General features: G+C 73.1%; 6 protein-coding genes. 1 reads left to right on the top strand and 5 read right to left on the bottom strand.

What is annotated here, in order from left to right:
* From OG946_RS32065 to OG946_RS32055, 3 genes are read right to left on the bottom strand one after another with little or no spacing between them, the layout of a single operon-like run.
* Complete coding sequence (locus OG946_RS32065; RefSeq protein ID WP_326799434.1) at nt 1-3,333, bottom strand: non-ribosomal peptide synthetase; 3,333 nt, start codon at nt 3,331-3,333, stop codon at nt 1-3.
* Nucleotides 3,330-6,638, bottom strand: a complete 3,309-nt coding sequence (locus OG946_RS32060) for a type I polyketide synthase (protein ID WP_326799433.1) — start codon at nt 6,636-6,638, stop codon at nt 3,330-3,332. Before OG946_RS32060 ends, OG946_RS32065 begins: the two co-directional genes overlap by 4 nt.
* Nucleotides 6,635-15,337, bottom strand: coding sequence for an SDR family NAD(P)-dependent oxidoreductase (locus OG946_RS32055; RefSeq protein WP_326799432.1), 8,703 nt, complete (start codon nt 15,335-15,337; stop codon nt 6,635-6,637). The genes OG946_RS32060 and OG946_RS32055 overlap by 4 nt, the downstream gene beginning before the upstream one ends.
* Nucleotides 15,338-15,874: 537 nt before the next feature.
* Between OG946_RS32055 and ccrA the strand changes: the two genes are divergently transcribed.
* Complete coding sequence (gene ccrA / locus OG946_RS32050) at nt 15,875-17,224, top strand: crotonyl-CoA carboxylase/reductase (protein ID WP_326799431.1); 1,350 nt, start codon at nt 15,875-15,877, stop codon at nt 17,222-17,224.
* Between the two features lie 97 nt (nt 17,225-17,321).
* Here the strand turns inward: ccrA and OG946_RS32045 are convergent, their stop codons facing one another.
* Nucleotides 17,322-17,543 carry an MbtH family protein gene (locus OG946_RS32045; protein WP_326799430.1) on the bottom strand — a complete coding sequence of 74 codons (222 nt, stop codon included), beginning with the start codon at nt 17,541-17,543 and terminating at the stop codon, nt 17,322-17,324.
* Between the two features lie 49 nt (nt 17,544-17,592).
* Nucleotides 17,593-18,438 (bottom strand): hypothetical protein, encoded by an 846-nt coding sequence (locus OG946_RS32040; protein WP_326800434.1) that lies wholly within the window; start codon nt 18,436-18,438, stop codon nt 17,593-17,595.
* Nucleotides 18,439-19,485 lie beyond the last annotated feature (1,047 nt).

The following is a 19,485-nucleotide window of genomic DNA, read 5'->3' as shown; positions in this document are numbered from 1 at the left end:
TCACCTGTCTCCGCGGGAGGAAGCCCGGCGCTCGGCCGCCTGTTGCCGCCGGCTGCGGGACTGACGACGGTTTTCCGCACGCTGCCTGGCTCCGTGCCCGGCGCTCTCGGACCCGGTGCGGGGGCCGCCGAGGTACGCGGCCAGGGATCCGACGGTGGGGTGCTGGAACAGCTCGACCATGGTGAGTTCGTGACCGAGGCCGGCGAGCAGGCGGGTGCGGAACTCGGCCATGAGCAGGGAGTGGCCGCCCAGATCGAAGAAGTTGTCGCGCGCTCCGACGCGCTCGACGCCGAGCAGGCCGCGCCATATCTCGGCGAGCGCGTGCTCCAGGCCGTCCTCGGGTGCGACGAACCGGGCTTCGAGGTCGGGGCGGCCGGTGCGCGGTTCGGGGAGGGCCTTGCGGTCGGCCTTGCCGCTGGCGGTGAGGGGCAGTGCGTCGAGCGCGGTGAAGGAGGCCGGGACCATGTACTCGGGGACATACTCCCGCAGGTGGGCGGCGAGATCGCCGGGGGTGGGCGCCGCAGCGCCGGCGGCGGTGACGTAGGCGGCGAGGCGGACGTCACCGGGGGCGTGCTCGCGCGCGACCACGACGGCTTCGCGTACGGTGCCGTGCCGGGTCAGGACCGCTTCGATCTCGCCGAGCTCGATGCGCTGGCCGCGGAGCTTTACCTGGTGGTCGAGGCGGCCGAGGAACTCCAGCGCGCCGTCGGCTCGGTACCGGGCGAGGTCGCCGGTGCGGTAGATGCGGGCGCCGGGCACGAAGGGATCGTCGGTGAAGCGCTCGGCGGTCAGGTCCGGTCGGTTGAGGTAGCCGCGGGCCAGGCCCCGGCCGCCGATGCACAGTTCGCCGGGGACCCCGGCCGGGACGGGCCGGCCCCGGCGGTCCAGGACGTACATGCGGGTGTTGGCGATGGGGCGGCCGATGGGCACCGGCCGGGGATCGGCTCCCGGACGGCAGTGCCAGGCGGTGACGTCGATGGCGGCCTCGGTCGGTCCGTACAGGTTGTGCAGCTCGGCCCGGTGGAGGTCCAGGAAGCGGTCGTGCAGGGCGCGGGGCAGTTCCTCGCCGCTGCAGAAGACGCGGCGCAGCCCGGCGGACTTCTCCGGGGGTTCCGTGAGGAAGAGCTGGAGCATGGACGGCACGAAGTGGACGGTGGTGATCCGGTCGGCGGCGATGGTGTCGGCGAGGTAGGCGCTGTCACGGTGACCGCCGGGCCGGGCCACGACGAGGGTCGCGCCGGCCATCAGCGGCCAGAAGAACTCCCACACCGACACGTCGAAGGAGAACGGCGTCTTCTGCAGCACCCGGTCGGTGGCGTCCAGGCCGTAGGCGTCCTGCATCCACAGCAGCCGGTTACGCAGGGCGGCGTGGACGTTCATCACCCCCTTGGGGCGGCCCGTCGAGCCGGAGGTGAAGATGAGGTACGCCAGATCCTCGCCGTCCACCGCGACACCGGGGTCGTCCGGGGACTGCACGGCCAGCTCCGCGGCGAGATCCTCCACGCGCAGCACGGGGCAGTCGAGCGCGGGCAGCCGGTCCGCCAGGGCACCTTGTGTGAGGACCACCGGCGGCCGGGCGTCGTCGGCGATGGCGGCGAGCCGGGCGGGCGGCAACTCGGTGTCGAACGGCACGTACGCCGCACCGGCCTTGAGGACCGCGAGCAGCGCGACGACGAGGTCGAAGGAGCGCTCCATGGCGACGCCGACCAGGGCGTCGCGGCCCACACCGCGGGCCCGCAGGAAGTGCGCGAGGCGGTTGGCGCGCCGGTTCAGCCCCGCGTACGTGAGGGAGGCGCCGGCGTACCGGACGGCCTCGGCTTCGGGGGTCCTGCGCGCCTGCTCCTCGACACACTCGTGGACCAGGCCGTGGGGCCATGTCCTGTCGGTGGCGTTCCACTCGGTGAGGAGGCGGTGTCGTTCCCCCTCGTCGAGCAGGTCCAGGTCGTCGACGGGAGTGCCGGGCCGGGCGACGACCTGCTCGACCAGGCGGTGGAAATGGCCGGCGAGGCGGACGATGGTGGACTCGTCGAACAGGTCGCGGTCGTACTCGAACCAGCCGGTGACCCCGCCGTCGGTGTCGAACGCCTGCAACTCCAGGTCGAAGCGGGCGCCTTCGCTCCTGACCTGGAGCCGGGTGAGGCGGGCGCCGGCCATCGCGAGGGTGGGCACGGGCTCCCGGCCGTAGCTGAAGCTGACCTGATAGACCGGGGGCCGGCTGAGGTCGCGGGGGATGTTGAGATCGGCGACGATCAGCTCGAAGGGAACGTCCTGGTGGGCGTACGCGCCCAGGCACGCGTCCCGGACGCGGGTGAGGACCCGCGTGAAGTCGGGGTTACCGGACAGGTCGGCCCTGAGGGGCAGGGTGTTGACGAAGTAGCCGATCAGCGGCTCGACTTCGGCGCGACCGCGCAGGGCGGTGGGCACGCCGACCACGATGTCCTCCTGGCCGGTGTAGCGGTGCAGCAGGATGTGGAAGACGGCCAGGAGCGCCATGTACGGGGTGGCGCCGTGCCGGCCGGCCAGCGCGGCCAGTTCGCGGATCAGGGCCGGCGGCAGGTCGACGGGGACGGAGCCCCCGTTGAAGCCCTGGGCAGCGGGCCGGGGGCGGTCGGTGGGCAGGTCCAGCACGGTGGGCGCGCCGGCCAGGGCGCCGCGCCAGTACGCCAGATCCCGCTGCCAGCCGCCGTCGTCGAGCTGCTGGTGCTGCCAGGCGGCGAAGTCTCCGTACTGGACGGCGAGGTCGGGCAGCGGCGAAGGCGCGCCGGCGGCGAACGCCTCGTACAGCTCGGACAGTTCGGCGAGGAAGACCTCGGTGGACCAGCGGTCGGAGACGAGGTGGTGCATCGCGACGACGAGCACGGACTGCTCGGGTCCCGTGCGCAGCAGCCGGACGCGCAGCAGCGGGCCGGTGTCGATGTCGAAGGGTTCGGCGAGGGCGTCGTCGATCCACTTCTGACGGTCGGCGTCGGTGTACCCCGGGCCGCCGAGGTCGGTGTCCGGGATGTCGACGGCGGGACCGGGGTGGACGACCTGGACGGGGGTGCCGTTGCGGAGCTGGAAGGTGGTGCGCAGGGCCTCGTGGCGGCGGACGATCTCGTGGACCGCCGCGCGCAGCAGGCCGGTGTCGAGGTGGCCCTCGATACGGACCGCGCCGGGCACGATGTAGCCCGGGTTGCGGGGCCGGAGCTGTTCGAGGAACCAGGTGCCGCGCTGCAGGACCGCGAGGGGGAAGGTGTCCTCGGCGGGTGTCCGCTCGGCGAGCAGGGCGTCGAAGCGGGCGCGCTGCTCGGGAGTGAGGGCGGCCAGCTTCCGGGTCAGCTCGTCGTCGGTCACCGCGGTCCCTCCGGGCCGGAGGTCTGTGCGGCGGGGCCCTGGGACGGACCGGTGAACTCGGCGAGCAGGGCGGCCGCCGCGTCGGCCGCCCGGGGCACGCGCCGGATCGCGGCCGGTGCCCCGGGACGGTCGGGCGTGGTATCCGTCTCGGAGTCGCCGCCGGTCGCAGCCAGCTCCTTGACGAGGCGCTCGGCGACGCTGCGGATGGTCGCGCCGCCGAGGAAGTCGGTGATCTGCAGGGTGAGGCCGAGCCTGTCCTGGATCTCGTTGCGCAGTTCGACGGCCATCAGGGAGTCCAGGCCGAACCCGGTCAGCGGCTCGTCCAGGCCGACGTCGCCGGAGGCGGAGCCGAGGACGTCCTTGACGCTCAGCACGAACCGGGCGGCCAGGGTGTCCAGTTGCTCGGGCTCGGCCAGTCCCCGGAGTTCGGTGGCGGTGGGGATGCGGCTCGGGCGGCGCCGGCTGCGCGAGGAGCGCCGGGCGGACCGGGCGGGGCGGGTACGGGAGTCGTCCCCCGCCTCGGCGGTGCTCTCGGCGGCGGGCGCGGCCGGCCGGTCCCCGTGCCAGGGCCGGGGTGGCTCCCAGCAGCGGGTCGGTTCGAAGGGGTAGGTGGGCAGCGCGGCCTTGGTGCGGGTGTAGTCGCCGTCGAACCCGTGCCAGTCGATGTCGACACCGGCCGCGTACAGCTCGGCGACCGTCTCCAGCAGCACCTCCCAGTCGTCGTGCTTGGGGCGCAGGCTGGGCAGCAGCAGGTCGTCATGGTCGGGCGGCAGGGCGTCGCTGACGACGCCGAGCAGGGTCGGGGCCGGGCCGACCTCGACGAAGGTGTGGTGGCCCAGGTCGCGCAGGGTCTGCACGCCGTCGGCGAAGCGCACCGTGTCCCGGACGTGCCGGCCCCAGTAGTCGGCGCCGGGGACCTGCTCCCATGGCCACAGCTCGCCGCTGACGTTGGAGACGAGGGGGATGCGGGGAGCGGAGAACGCGATCTTGTCCGCGGCGCGGCGCAGCGGCTCGACGGCGGGCTCCATCAGCGGCGAGTGGCCGGCGGAGGCGATGTGCAGGGGCTTGGCCTTGACGCCGCGGGCGGCGAAGGCGGCGCAGACGGCCTCGACCAGGTCGCGGTCGCCGGAGATGGTGGTGCTGGCCGGACCGTTGACCGCGGCGACGGCGATCCGGTCCGGGTGCGCGGCGATCTCGGCGGCCACCTCTTCCTCGGGAGCGAAGACCGCGGCCATGGTGCCCGGCAGCGAGTGCTCCTGGATGACGCGGGCGCGTTGCACCGTGAACGCCAGCCCGTCCGCCGGCGACATCACGCCCGCGACGCATGCGGCGACGCACTCGCCGAAGCTGTGGCCGAGTACCGCCGCGGGGGTCACCCCCCAGGAGCGCCACAGCTCGGCCATCGCGTACTCCACCGCGAAGGTCGCGGGCTGGGCGTACGCCGTCTCGTTGATCTGCCGGTCCTCGGGGTCGTCGGGGAAGAGCACCGACAGCAGCGGGCGGTCGAGCAGCGGTTCGAGGATCCGCGCGCACTCGTCGATGCTGCGCCGGAAGGTGGGCTGGGTGTCGTAGAGGACACGGGCCATGCCGGGGCGCTGAGCGCCCTGCCCGGTGAACAGGAAGACCACGTCGGAACCGCGGGCCTCGCCGAGCGCCAGGCCGGGTCCGATCTCGCCGCGGAGGAAGCCGGCGAGGTGGCCGGCGACTTCCTTGCGGGTGGTGCCGACGGCGGCGAGGCGGTGACGGAAGTGGGTGCGGCCGACGGCGGCGGAGTGGCACAGGTCGGCCAGCGGCGTGCCGTCGCCGTCGGCGAGCCGGTCGGCGTACCGGCGGGCGAGAGCGGTCAGCGCCGTCTCGGTGCGGGCGGACAGGGCCAGGACGTCGGCCGGACGCCGGTGGTCCGCGGGCCCTGGCGCGGCCGACGGCGCCTGCTCCAGGATCATGTGCACGTTCGTGCCGCTGAGGCCGAAGCTGCTCACGGCGGCGGTGCGCGGGCCTCCGGTCTCCGGCCAGGGGGTGACGCGGGTGGGTACGTCGAAGGTGGTGCCCTCGAAGGAGATGTTGGAGTTCAGCCGGGTGAAGTGCAGGTTGGGCGGGATGGCTCCGTGGGAGACGCACAGGGCGGCCTTGATCAGCCCGGCGATACCCGCCGCGGCCTCCAGGTGGCCGATGTTGGTCTTGACGGCGCCGAGGTATACGGGCGCGCCGTGGTCGCGCCCGTACACCTCGGCGAGGGCCCCCGCCTCGATCGGGTCGCCGAGGCGGGTGCCGGTGCCGTGTGTCTCGATGTACCCGACGTGCTCGGGCCGGACCCCGCCGGCGGCCAGGGCGCGTCGGTACACCCCCACCTGCGCGGCGCCGTTGGGCGCGGTGATGCCGGCGCTGCGCCCGTCCTGGTTGACCGCGCCGCCGCGTACGACGGCGAGGATCCGGTCCCGGTCGCGTACGGCGTCCGAGAGCCGTTTGAGCACGACGACACCGCAGCCCTCGCCGCGCACGTAGCCGTCGGCGGCGTCGGAGAAGGTCATCGCCCGCCCCTGCCGGGACACCGAGCCGAACTGCGACTGGGAGATCAGCAGGACCGGGGACAGCACGACGTTGACGCCACCGGCCAGCGCCATGTCGCACTCCCCCGTACGCAGGCTCTGGCATGCCTGGTGGACGGCGAGCAGGGAGGAGGAGCACGCCGTGTCGACGGCGAGGTTGGGGCCGCGCAGGTCGAGGAGGTAGGAGATGCGGGCCGGGATGAAGCTGGCCGCGGCGCCCGAGCTGGTGTACGCGGTGACGTCCTCGGGGTGGCGGATCCGGGAGGTGACGTGGTCCGAGCTGGCGGTGCCCATGAACACGCCGGTGTCGCTGCCGGCCAGGCCGGAGGGCGCCTGGCCGGCATCCTCCAGGGCCTCCCAGCACACTTCGAGGGTCAGGCGCTGGTGGGGGTCCATCGCCAGCGCCTCGCGCCGGGAGATTCCGAAGAAGTCGTGGTCGAACCGGTCGAGACCGTCGATGAACGCGCCGGAGCGGGTGTAGATCTTGCCCGGCTTGCCGGCCTCCTCGTCGTAGAAGGCGTCGTGGTCCCACCGGTCGGCGGGGATGTCACCGACGGCGTCGACGCCGTCGGTGAGCATCCGCCAGTACGTGGCGGTGTCGGTGACGCCGCCGGGGAAGCGGCAGCCGACGCCGACGACGGCGACGGGCTCGGTGCGCGCCCGCTCGTACTCCTCGATCCGGCGCTGCAGGCGCTCCATCGTCAGGTAGGCGTTCTTGAGCGTGTCGGCCGACACCAGGGTGCGTTCCGGTGAGGTCATCGCCGACCCCCTTCGTCGATCTGCTTCGTCTTGGCCAGCAGGAGCGCCTCGAGGTCGGTGGTGGACATCGCGTCGAGGTCGGGCGGGGCGCTCGTCGGGAGCGCGCCAGCGCTCCCCCGGTCACCGGGGAGCGGAGCGGGTGGGTCGGACACGGCCTTCCCGGCGGTGCGTTCGGGGGCCGTTCGCCCGGGTTCCAGCTCGACGTCCATGCGCTCGGCCAGATACGGCACCAGGGCGTCGATGGTCGGAAAGCGCCAGGCGATGGTCGAGGGCAGTTCCACCCGGAGCGAGGACACCAGCGAGTTGCGCAGTTCCAGGGAGAGCAGCGAGTCGAACCCCATGCTGTTCATGGGGGCGCTGGTGTCGATCCTGCCGGGCTCGGCGCCCACCACGCGGGCCGCGACCGCCCGGCAGTGCTCGGTCAGAACGGCCCGGCGGCGGCGGCCCGGCTCGACGGAGAGCAGTTGACGGCGAACCTCGCTCGTGGCCGGCCGGCTGGCCGGGGACTCTCCGGGCACGTCCCCGAGCAGGGTGCCGAGGAGACCGCCTCCCGGGCGGTCGCGCAGCTTGTCCCGGTCCAGGGGCAGGACGCAGACCTGGGCGGCGTCGGTGCGCAGCAGCCGGTCGAGGGTCGCTATGCCGTCGCCGGGGCTGATGCTCCCGATGCCGCGGGCGGCGAGGACACCGCCGCGGTCGGGGCGGGCGGCGAGGCCGATGTCCGACCAAGGACCCCAGTCGATGCTGAGCGCGGGCAGTCCACGGGCACGCCGGTGGTGGGCGAGGGTGTCGAGAAGGGCGCTGGCGGCGGCGTAGTTGCCCTGGCTGGCGGAGCCGAGCACAGCGGCGGCCGAGGAGTACAGCACGAAGAAGTCCAGTTCGCGGTCCGAGGTGGCGTGGTGCAGGTGCCAGGCGGCGGTGGCCTTGGGCGCGGCGACCGAGCGGAACCGCTCCCGGTCCAGGCCGGTCAGCAGGCCGTCGTCGAGGACTCCGGCGGCGTGCACGACGCCGGCCAGCGGCGGCATGGTGGCGTCGATGCGGGCGAGGACTTCGTCGAGGCTGCCGCGCTGGGACACGTCGGCACTGACGACGGCGACCTCTGCGCGGTCGCGCAGCTCGGCGACGGCCCGTTCGGCGGCGGCCGAGGGGGCGTTGCGGCCGGCCAGCACGAGGTGGCGGGCGCCCGCCCCGGCCAGGTAGCGGGCGGTCTCCAGGCCCAGCGCGCCGAGCCCGCCGGTGATCAGGTAGGTGCCGTCCGGGCGTACGGGAGCCGCGTCCGGAGCGGTGGTGACCCGCTCGTGGGGATCGGGCCGCAGCACCAGCTTGCCGGTGTGCCGCGCCTGCGCCATGGCGCTGAACGCGGCCGGCGCGTCGGAGAAGGGGTGGGTGGTGACGGGCAGAGCGGTGAACTCGCCGCCGTCGAAACCCTGGACGATGTCGGCGAGCAGCCCGGCGATTTCCTCGGGCCGCTCGCGGATGGTGCGTTCCATGTCCACGGCGAAGAAGGCGCGGTTGTCCTTGAAGAGCTCCAGCCCGACATGGCTGTTGCCGTAGACGTCCCGCTTGCCGATCTCGACGAACCGGCCGCCCGGCGCCAGCAGCCGCAGGCTGCGCACCAGGGCCTCGCCGGTGGCGGAGTTGAGCACGACGTCGACACCACGGCCGCCGGTGCGTTCGGTGATCTCGTCGGCGAAGGCGAGGGTGCGCGAGTCCATGGCGTGCTCCACGCCGAGGCCGCGCAGCAGTTCGCGCTTCTCCTCCGTACCGGCCGTGGCGTAGACGCGGGCGCCGCGGCGCCGGGCGACCTGCAGCGCGGCCAGTCCGACCCCGCCGGTCGCGGAGTGGACGAGCACGGTCTCGCCCCGGCGCAGCCGGGCCAGGCGCTCCAGGGCGTGGACGGCAGTGAGGAAGGCGACGGGTACGGCGGCGGCCTCGTCCTCGCCGAGGGAGAGCGGCGCGGGGGCCACCAGTTCCTCGACGACCGTGGTGAACGCCGCCATGCTGTGCGCGCCGACCGCGATCACCCGGTCGCCGACGCGGTGACGGGTCACGCCCTCGCCGACGGCGACGACGCGGCCGGCGCATTCGGCGCCGAGCGGGACGACGCCCTTCGCGCCGGGGTAGGTCTCCAGGGCCTTCAGGACGTCGCTGAAGTTCAGGCCGGCGGCGGCGACCTCGATCTCCACCTGGCCGGGTCCCGGCGGCGTACGGTGCCACCAGGTGGCTCCGACGCTCGCGAGGCGGCCGGGGTGGGCCGCGAGCAGCCGGTGGTTGCCGTCGCGCGCCGCGTCGAAGACCCAGGCGGGCTTGGCCTCCGGGGCCGCTTCGGCGGGCGTCCACCGCTGGAGTGCGGGCGTCAGGCGCTCGCCGTGGCGCAGGGCGACCTGGCCGTCGTCGCCGGGGCGCAGCACCTCTGCCAGGAGCAGGTCCGTTTCGCCGGCGGGGCGGGCGGGGTCCAGGTCGACGACGGTGGGGCGCAGTTCGGCGTGCTCGGCGCCGATCACGCGGGCCAGTCCCCACAGCGGCGCCTGGCCGACCGACAGTTCGTCGCCCGCGGCGGCCCGCTGGGCGCCGCGGGTGAGCAGCACCAGTCGAGGTGCGGGGTCCTGTCCGGTGCGGGCGATCTCCTGGACCAGGTGCAGGGCGGGCACGGTGGCGGCGTCCAGGACGGCGAGCAGCCGTGCGGGGCTGTCGTCCTCGGCGAGCGCGGCGTCGAGGGCCCAGGCGTGCACGATGCCGTCGGGGCGGACGCCGTCGGCGGCCAGGTCGGCCAGGAGTGCGGCGACGTCCTCGCGCCGCTCGGCATCCAGCACGTAGTGGGCGGGGGCGGATCTGCCGTAGCCGGGACCGGGGGTGACGGTGACGCAGGTGCCGCCGCGGGCGCGCAGTCCGGTGACGAGCGCGTCGCAGGTGCCGCCGGCGTCGGCGAACACCAGCCAGGTGCCGGGCTCCGCGCCGGCCCCGGCCTCGGCCTGCCCGGGGGTCTGCCGCCAGTCGATGTCGTACAGGGCCTCCGCGAGCGGGTCGGCGGAGGTGTCGCCGTCCAGGGGTTTGAGGGCGATGCCCGTGACCTCGCCGACCGGTGCGCCGGATGCGTCGTAGAGCATGACGGTGGCGTCGGTGATCTCCTCGGCACCGGGTTCCGGTGCGGTGGCCGCGGCGTACGCCCAGCAGGGTTCGGCCCGCTCGGCGTAGAGGGCGAATCCGCCGACGCGTACCGGCAGATAGGTGCTGGTGACGGCGTCGACCCGGCCGGTGGGCGGCGCCAGGGCGGCCATGAGGGTCTGCAGCGCGCTGTCGAGCACGGCCGGGTGCACCGGGTGCTCGCCGCGGTCCGATGTCAGGGCGGCCCGGTCGCGCAGCCGGGCCACGGCCTCGCCGGGGCCGCACCACAGCTCCTCGACGCCCTGGAAGGCCGGCCCGTACGCCAGCCCTGCCCGGTGCAGCGCGGCGTAGTGGGCGTCGGTGTCGACCGGGGTGGCGCAGCGTTCGCGTACGGCGGCCAGCGGTTCGCCGCCGGGGTCGGGCGTGCCGCGGCGGAAGGCGCCGTGGGCGGCCTCGGTCCATTCGTCGTCGCCCGTGGTGCGGGTGAACAGCCGCAGCGAGCCGGTATCGGCGGTCTCGGGGACGAGGACGAGTTGCAGGGTGGCGTCCTCGGCGTGCTCGGGTACGACGGTCAGCCGGCTGAAGTGGACGTCCGCGAGAGCGGCCGGGCCGCCGAGGTGCTCGCGCGCCGCCGCGAGCCCGGCGTCCAGGACGAGCGCGCCGGGCAGGGCGGGGCTGCCGCCGACCTGATGGTCGGTCAGATAGCCGAAGTCGTCCAGGGCGACCGGGGCGGACCAGTGGGCGGCGTACGGGGGCAGGGCGGACCGCACGGCGGTGCGGAGGACGGGGTGCCCGCGGTGCTCGGGCCGGTAGCGGGTGTGCTCGGCGTACCAGAAGCGGGTGCGCTGCCACGGGTAGGTGGGAAGGTCGGCCATGGGTGCGGCCGGGCCGTACACCCGGGTCCAGTCGACGTGGAAACCGGCGGTGTAGAGCCGGCCGAGTTCCGCGCGGACGGTGGCGCGACCCGGCCGGTCGCTGCGCAGGGACGAGACGGCGACCGTGTGACCGTACGACGACAGGCGCTCGGTGACGGCTTCGGTGAGCATCGGGTGCGGCGACATCTCGACGAAGACGTCGTGGCCGGACTCGGCCAGCGCGCCGACCGCGGTGTCGAACAGCACCGGCCGGGTGAGGTTGGACGCCCAGTACTCGGCGTCCAACCGGTCGCCGTCGACGGGCTGTCCGGTGACGGTGGAGATCATGGGGACGGTGCCGGTGCGCGGACGCAGGTCCGACAGCCGCCCCCACAGCTCCTGTGCGACGGGCTCCATCAGGGGGCAGTGGGAGGCGAATTCGACCGACTCCAGGACGCGGCAGTACAGGCCCTCTTTCTGAAGTGCCTCGGCGAGCGTCTCGACGGCGGTGCTCTCCCCCGAGTAGACGGTGGAGCCGGGGCTGTTGCCCGCCGCGATCCACACCTGTCCGGGACGTTGTTCGGCGAGGATCTCGCCGGCCCGTTCCAGACCGATGCCGACGACCGCCATCCTGCCCCTGCCGGTGGCACTGTGCAGGGCTGTGCCGCGGTGCAGCGCGATGACCAGAGCGTCCTCCAGCGTGATCGCACCCGACAGGTGTGCCGCGGCGATCTCACCGACGCTGTGGCCGACGACGGCGGCCGGTTCGACGCCCCAGGAGCGCCAGAGGGCGGCGAGCGCGATCTGCACCGCGGTGAGGGCGGGCTGGCCGACGGCGGTGTCCTGCAGGCGGGATCCGGCGGGGTCGGCGGTGAGCTGGTCCAGCAGTGACCAGTCGGTGTGCCGGCGCAGCAGGCCGTCGCAGCGTTCGACGACCGCGCGGAACACCGGCTCCCCGTCGAGCAGGTCTGCTGCCAGGGGCCACCACCGCGGGCCCTGGCCGGAGAAGACGAACACCGGCTTGGGGCGCCAGCCCACGCGCCGGACGCCGCTCGACAGGCCGGGGGCGTCCGCGCCGCGGCCGAACGCGAAGAGCGCGGTGCGCAGTTCGTCCGCCGACGAGCCGGTGCAGGCCAGCCGGTGTTCGTGGTGGGTGCGGCGGACCGCCGCGGCGGCGGCGAAGCCCCCCAGGTCGAGGCCGGGCGCGGCGAGCTTGTCGGCGTAGTCCGCGGCGAGGTCGCGCAGGGCATGTTCGTCGCGGGCCGAGACGGTCAGCAGGACGGTGCCGTCCACCGGGTCCTGCCGGGGCGCGGGGTCGGCGGCCGGGGGTTGCTCCAGCACCAGGTGGGCGTTGGTGCCACCGAAGCCGAACGAACTCACTCCGGCCCGTGCGACGCCGTCCTCGCCGGCCGGCCAGGGCTGGAGGGTGTGGGCGACCCGAAGGGCGAGATCGTCGAAGGGAATGTGCGGATTCGGCTCGCGGTAGTGCAGGGTCGCCGGCACGGTACGGTGGCGGACCGCCAGTGCCGCCTTGATCAGCCCGCCGATGCCCGCGGCGGCCTCCATGTGCCCCAGGTTGGACTTCACCGAGCCGATCAGGCACGGCCGGCCGGGATCACGGCCCTCCCCGAGGACGGCACCGAGCGCCTTGGCCTCGATCGGGTCGCCGAGCGCCGTACCGGTGCCGTGGGCCTCGACGTACCCGATGTCCGCGCCCCGCACGCCGGCGTTGCGGTGGGCGGCACGCAGCACCCCTTCCTGGGCCTGCGGATTGGGCGCCATGAGGCCGTTGCTGGCGCCGTCCTGGTTGACGGCGCCGCCGCGGATCACGGCGTACACGGGGTCCTTGTCGGCCAGGGCGCGGCTCAGCGGTTTGAGTACGACGACACCGGCGCCCTCGGAGCGCACGTATCCGTCGGCGCGGGAGTCGAACGGCTTGCACCGGCCGTCCGCGGACATCGCGCCGGCCTTGCTGAAGTTGATGGCGAAGGCCGGGGAGAGGACGAGGTTGACCCCGCCGGCGAGGGCCAGTTCGCAGTCACCGCGCTCCAGGCTCGCGCAGGCCTGGAGGACCGCGACGAGCGAGGAGGAGCACGCGGTGTCCACCGCGAGGCTGGGGCCGCGCAGGTCCAGCAGATACGACAGGCGGTTCGCGGAGATGCTCAGGGCGCTGCCGGTGCCGGTGTAGGGGTCGATGGCGTCGAGGTCACGCAACTGACCGGTGGCGTAGTCGAAGGTGGAGATGCCGACGAACACGCCGGTGGGCGATCCGGCCAGCCGGTCGGAGGGCATCCCGGCGTTCTCCAGCGCCTCGAACGCCACTTCGGCGAGGAGGCGCTGCTGCGGGTCCATGCGGGTGGCTTCCTGCCGCGAGATGCCGAAGAAGCCTGCGTCGAACCGGTCGACGCCGTCGAGGAATCCACCCCAGCGGCTGGTGGTACGGCCGGGGGCGGCGGGGTCGTCGGAGGTGTACTGCTCGGCGTCCCAGCGGTCCGCGGGCACCTCCGTCACCGCGTCCCGGCCCTCGGTCAGCAGCCGCCAGAAGTCATCCGGGCCGTCCACGCCGCCGGGAAAGCGGCAGCCGATGCCGACGATCGCGACGGGGTCGGGCGCGGTGGCGGGGCGGGCGCCGGGCTCGGTGCGGCCGGCGGGCCGCTCGTCCGTTGCGGCCGGTGGCGCGGGAATCGCCGCCGGGACACCGCCGGCGAGGTGCTCGGCGAGCTTGGCGGGGGTGGGATGCTCCCACACCACGGTCGGCGCGAGCGGCACTCCGAGCCGTTGCTCGAGGTCGCCGACCATGGTGACCATGTCGACCGACCGCAGTCCGTATCCGGCGAACGGAAGCCCGGGGTCGACGGCTTCGGCCCGGCCGCCGGTCGTGGCGGCGAGCATCTCCCGCAGCCACTGCTCGATCTCGGCCGCCCCCGGGGCGGTCCGGCCGGTGCCGTTCGCACCGGCCCGATTGTCCGCCGACCCGGGAGCGCCCGCCCGGCCGTCCCGGTCCGCTTCGTCCGCCCGCCACTGGGCCAGCGGTTTCAGGGTCCCGCCGAGCACCGCGTCCAGGCACGCCTGGCGCTGGAGCTTCCCGCTGGAGGTCTTCGGTACGGTCCCGGGGCGTGCCAGCGCGACGAGGAACGCCTCCAGGCCGTGCTCGCGTGCGATCTCGGCCCGGATGCCCGCGATGATCCGGGCGCGGTCCTCCGGCGAACGGCTCCCCCGGTACTCCTGGACGACGATCAGCCGCTCCTCACCGTCGAGGTCACGGGTGCCCGCCACACCGCAGCCCGACCGCAGGCCGTCGTCGACGGCCTCGACGGTGCGCTCGATGTCGTGCGGGTAGTGGTTGCGGCCCGCCACGATGATGACGTCCTTGATGCGGCCGGTGACGTAGATCTCGTCGCCGTCGGTGAAGCCCAGGTCGCCGGTGCGCAGGAACGGGCCCTCGCCGCTGCCGGTGAGCCGGGCGCCGAAGGTCTCTTCGGTCTCCCGCGTACGCCGCCAGTAGCCGCCGGCGATGCTCCGCCCGGCGACCCACAGTTCCCCGATCCGGCCGTCGGGCAGCGCGGCGCAGGTCTCCGGGTCCACCGCCACGACCCGCTGGTCGGGCAGCGAGGTGCCGCAGCCCGGCAGGATCCGGGCGGCCTCGCCGGGTCCGGCGTCCTCGGCAGCGCCGGACAGCAGTCCGCTCACCCGCAGCGTTCTGCTGGGCGGTTCGGCGCCGGGGTCGCCGGTGGAGACCAGCAGGGTGCCCTCGGCCAGGCCGTAGGAAGGGGCATGCGCCGACGGCCGGAAGCCGCAGTCGGCGAACGTGCGGGAGAAGCGCTCCATCGTCTGCTGCCGGACCGGCTCGGCGCCGTTCGCGGCGACGCGCCAGGTGCTCAGGTCCAGGGTGCGCCGCTCCTCCTCGGTCACCTTCCGGACGGCGAGGTCGTAGGCGAAGTTGGGCGCCGCGCACGCGGTGCCGCCGGCTTCCGAGATCGCCCGCAGCCAGCGCAGCGGGCGCTTGAGGAAGGAGAACGGCGACATGAACGTCACCGGGAAGCCGGCGTAGGCGGGGGTGAGCAGACCGAAGATCAGCCCCATGTCGTGGAACGGCGGCAGCCAGCTCACCATGTGCTGGTCCGGGTCGTCGGCGAAGAACCGGCGGTTCATCCCCGCGATGTTGTGCAGCAGGTTGCCGTGGCTGACCATGACGCCCTTGGGGCGGCTGGTCGAACCCGAGGTGTACTGCAGGAAGGCGACGTCGTCGCGGACCGATCCGGGGTGGCGCCAGTCGTCGGCGGCGGCCGGGGCGAGATCGTCGACGGTCAGCCAGGCGATGTCCCGCAGCGCGGGGGCGTGTTCGGCGAAGCGGTCGGCCAGGGCGACGGTCTCGGCCGGGGCGAGGATCACTCCGGGATCGGCGTCCTCGATGACCCCGGTCAGCCTCGGCAGGGTACGCATCAGGAAGGCCGGGTCGGGCGGGTAGACGGGCACGGCGAGGACGCCGGCGTACAGGCAGGCGAAAAAGGAGGTCACGTAGTCCAGCCCCGCCGGGCACATGATCAACGCCCGCGCACCGGCGGGAACGCGCTCCCGGAGCGCCACGGCGATCGCGCGGGCCCGTAGGTCGAACGCGCCGTTGGCGAGGCACTCCGGCTCGCCCTCGCCATCCACGAGGAACCGGAAGATCCGTTGCTCCGGGTGCTCCTCGAAGACCGTGCGGAAATGGTCGACAAGCGACTCGGAATCGCGTCTCAGCATCCGACTGCCCTCTCACGTGCTCGACTCAGGCGCGCCTGCCCGCGGAGCGAGTACGGGCCGGCGGCGTGAAATCACCGCGCTTCCGTACCGTTCCGAAAAGAGCGAGCACGGTCCGAAGCATCACACCGCCGCTTACTCAGCGGGCGGTGAATTAAATCCGGCCGAACCGGCCGGCACATTTCCCAAGCGGCTCTCATGACTGGCGAGTCAGCCTCCAGGAAGCCCCCTGACCCGTCAAGAAATGCCGAACCACGACGGCTGCGTGCGCTGTGTTCAACTGACTTTCCCGGTCAGTTGAACACCGCGGGGCCGCCCCGGCGGCCACGGGACCGCCATTCCGCCACGTCGCTTCCGGGCCGGAACGGCTGGACTGCGCCGTCCGCCGAGTGCCAGCATGAACCGCGCGCTTGCCCTGACAATTCGGCAGGGCGACGGCGAAACGGACATCCGTAGCGGCTCGAATACTTCCCTGCGGGAACCTCGCATCACCCACGTTCTGCGGTGCTCGCGGAGTAAACCGGAAAGAGGGCTGGAGTCATGGAAGAGATCCTCGACGCGATCATCGCGGGCGCACCGGGCGACGTGGGGCACCTTCGGGTGCCCGACTTCTACCGGGGCGTCACCCTCCACGCCGACGAGGTGACGATGTTCGACGGGGTGGCGAGCGGCGACAAGGATCCGCGCAAGTCCCTGCACCTGGAGGAGGTGCCGACGCCGCAGCCGGCCCCCGGTGAGGTGCTGGTCGCGGTGCTGGCCAGCGGGATCAACCACAACACGGTGTGGTCGTCGATCTTCGAACCGCTGCCGACATTCGGGTTCCTCTCCCGCTACGGCAAGGCTTCGCCGCACGGCGCGCGGCACGACCTGCCCTACCACGTCCTCGGCTCGGACCTCGCCGGGGTGGTGCTGCGCTGCGGTGAGGGAGTGACGCCGTGGCGGCCCGGGGACGAGGTGGTGGCCCACTGCCTGTCGGTCGAGCTGTCCCACCCCGACGGGCACGCGGACACCATGCTCGATCCGGAGCAGCGGATCTGGGGGTTCGAGACGAACTTCGGCGGCCTGGCCGAGCTGGCGCTGGTCAAGGCCAACCAGCTCATGCCCAAGCCCGGGCATCTGACCTGGGAGGAGGCCGCCGCCTCCGGGCTGGTGAACTCCACCGCGTACCGCCAGCTCGTGTCGGCCAACGGCGCCCGGCTCAAGCAGGGTGACACCGTGCTGATCTGGGGCGCGTCCGGCGGCCTCGGCTCGTATGCCACGCAGCTCGTGCTCAACGGCGGGGCGACCCCGGTGTGCGTCGTATCCAGCCCGGAGAAGGCCGAGGCGTGCCGCCGGATGGGCGCGGAGCTGATCATCGACCGGAGCGCGGAGGGCTACCGGTTCTGGAAGGACGAGCACACGCAGGACCAGCGCGAGTGGCGGCGGTTCGGCACCCGGCTCAGGGAACTGACCGGTGGCGAGGACCCGGACATCGTCTTCGAGCACCCGGGGCGGGAGACCTTCGGCGCCAGCGTGTACGTCGCCCGCCGCGGCGGCACGATCGTGAGCTGCGCGTCCACCTCGGGCTTCCAGCACACGTACGACAACCGCTACCTGTGGATGCACCTCAAGCGAATCGTCGGAACGCACTTCGCCAACTACCGCGAGGCGTGGGAGGCCAACCGGCTCATCGCCCAGGGGCGGATCCACCCCACGTTGTCGGAGGTGGTTCCGCTGGAGCAGACGGCCCAGGCCGTGCACGTCGTCCACCGCAACCTGCACCAGGGCAAGGTCGGCGTCCTGTGCCTGGCACCCCGTGAGGGGCTCGGGGTCACGGACCCGGAGCTGCGCGCGCGCCACGAGACCGCGATCAACAGGTTCCGCACCGGGCGGGTGCCGGCTGCCGGGTGAGTGCGGCTCCGGCACGGAAGAACGCCGGCGGGGGCGGGCCCCGCCGCACCCGGACCCGCCCCCGCCGACCTGTCCCCGCCGACCTGTCCCTGCCGGGTCACACCTCGTCGAGGGCGACTCTCAGCGTTCCAGGCCGCATGTCGGTCCAGTTGCTCTCGACGTACTCCACGCACTGTGCCCGTCCCGCCGGGCCGTGCACCGACTCCCATCCGGCCGGCACATCGCTGAGCGCCGGCCACAGTGAATACTGGCCTTCTGAGTTGACCAGCACGTGGTATCGCGCGTCGGGGACGTCGAACGCGTTGACCGTATCCGTCATGGCTTCATGTCCTCTCACGTATTCCGGCCTGCCCGGGGGTGCGTCAGGCTCAGGCGCCCGGTGACAGTCGCCGCAGGCCCCCGGCCTCCGGCGCCGCGTCCTCGGACTGGGCCCGGCGCACCCGGACTTCGGCGGCGAACTGCAGCCACCTGTCGGCGCACAACTGGGCTGCGTGCGCCACGTCGACGGCGCGGTGGGCGGGGACACCCGCCACCAGGTCGCGCCACTCCTCGTCCGGCACCTGGTGCGAACTCAGCAGGCGCAACAGCGCCCGGCCGGTCTGCGACATGCGCAGCGACGGATCTCGCCGCATCCGGGCCAGCACGTTCTCGAAGCTCACCCCGGACCGGTCGGGCACGGGCACGGTCCCCGAAGCCGTCGGCCCGGGCGCGGCCACCGCGGCGCAGTCCGCCTCGGCGGCCCGTAGCTTGGGAGGCACCGGGTCCAGGCCCATCCGCATACGGTTGCGTACGTCGCGGGCGGTGGCGAGGGCGACCCCGGCCCTGCTGGCGATCTCCCGCAACGAAGCGGTGGGGAACTCGGCGATGACCTGGCTCGCGGCGATCCGACCGGACGCGCTGTTGAGCGGGCGGACGCGGCCGTCCCGGCCGACGCGCAGGGACAGGTGGGCCACCGGCACGTCGACGGCGCCGCGCAGCGCCCCCACCGCCCCCGGGGACAGGCCCGTAACGGACGCTATCCGCCGGTCCGACCAGTGCGGGTGACTCTCGATGATGCGCCGCGCGGCCGCGTTGCGGTCCTTCCGGGACAACGGTAGTCCGTGCTTGGCGTTGAGCTCCACGGCGAGCACGAACACGTCTTCCGCCGCGCCCTCCACGAACCAGCCCTCGATGCGGTGCTCACCGCGCAGACTCGCGGCGCGCAGCCGGTGCATGCCGTCCACGACCTGCATGGTGGAGCGGTTGACGACGATGGGGGGTAAGGGTGCATCCGACTCGGCAAGTATCCGCGCGTGTTCTTCGATCTCGCCCGCCAGGCGAGGTGAGTCGGCGGGCAACAAGGAACTGATGAGAAAAGAGTGAGTATCGCGGGAGACAAGTTGCTCATGGAGCATTTCGGACACGTAGCCTCTCTTGGCACTTCCGTGAGCACGACAACAAGGACATTCCCGGGCGCGCCCATGAACCGGCAGAGAATCCTTACCACTGACGAAGTCCTGAATCCCTCCTCCGTCCTGACGGCATATGCATTCAACGCGCCACGCCGCCATGTGATCGATGAGCGTGTCAACAAACCGACCTCCGCACCCGTCCCGACAGGGTCCGCCCGTCCACGTGCCCGCCTCCGAGCGCTCCGCCGAGCCTCGGCAGGCTACATCGGGAAGGCAACGTGCGAGGGAATGCCGTGACGTTCGGGATCTTGTTCCGTTTACGAGCGTTTACATGGCTTGATATCGATAGGCGCCGGAGTCGTCAAGCAGGCAGGGCAAGCGCTCCGGCCAGAACGCCCGCACAATCATCAGCCGCCACCGGGAAAAGCGGTACGCCGGGCACGCAGGACAAATTTCTGCCATCCATGGCCTACGTTCTTTGTAAAATTCTCGCAATGTTCACGACATTTGAAGGACCGGGCCGGGCTGCCGGTGCCTCACGGCGCCGTACGTGGCGTACAGCGTGGGCGCGCGCCCTGCTCCGGGCAGCCGGCGGGGCCGGAGAACCCCCTCCGCGGTGTCCGCCCATCCTGAACCACCGCGCAGGACACATGAAGCAGGGCCGGGTTCGGGCGGAATTGCCCAGGAAGGGCCGTTCGGCTCCAAGGGCCCCGGGTCCTGGGCTTCTTACCGCAGCCACACGATGTTCCGGAGCCCTTCCGCGAGGACCGCGTCTGGCCCACCTGCCCGCCCCGCCTTCCGCCTTGCCGCTGATACCGGGCCGACCGACCCCGAGGCGGTATTCCGGCAGTCGAATCGGCTCAGGCACGG

Origin of the sequence: Streptomyces sp. NBC_01808, assembly GCF_035917395.1 — a bacterium.
Classification (GTDB): Bacteria; Actinomycetota; Actinomycetes; order Streptomycetales; family Streptomycetaceae; genus Streptomyces.
Note: the sequence above shows the minus strand (reverse complement) of the source record. Positions and strands in the feature narration are given on the sequence as shown.

Coding starts and splice junctions, on each gene's coding strand:
- OG946_RS32060 (WP_326799433.1), bottom strand. CDS start 6,638: ATGACCTCACCGGAACGCACCCTGGTGTCGGCCGACACGCTCAAGAAC.
- ccrA (WP_326799431.1), top strand. CDS start 15,875: ATGGAAGAGATCCTCGACGCGATCATCGCGGGCGCACCGGGCGACGTG.
- OG946_RS32055 (WP_326799432.1), bottom strand. CDS start 15,337: ATGCTGAGACGCGATTCCGAGTCGCTTGTCGACCATTTCCGCACGGTC.
- OG946_RS32045 (WP_326799430.1), bottom strand. CDS start 17,543: ATGACGGATACGGTCAACGCGTTCGACGTCCCCGACGCGCGATACCAC.
- OG946_RS32040 (WP_326800434.1), bottom strand. CDS start 18,438: ATGCACCGGCTGCGCGCCGCGAGTCTGCGCGGTGAGCACCGCATCGAG.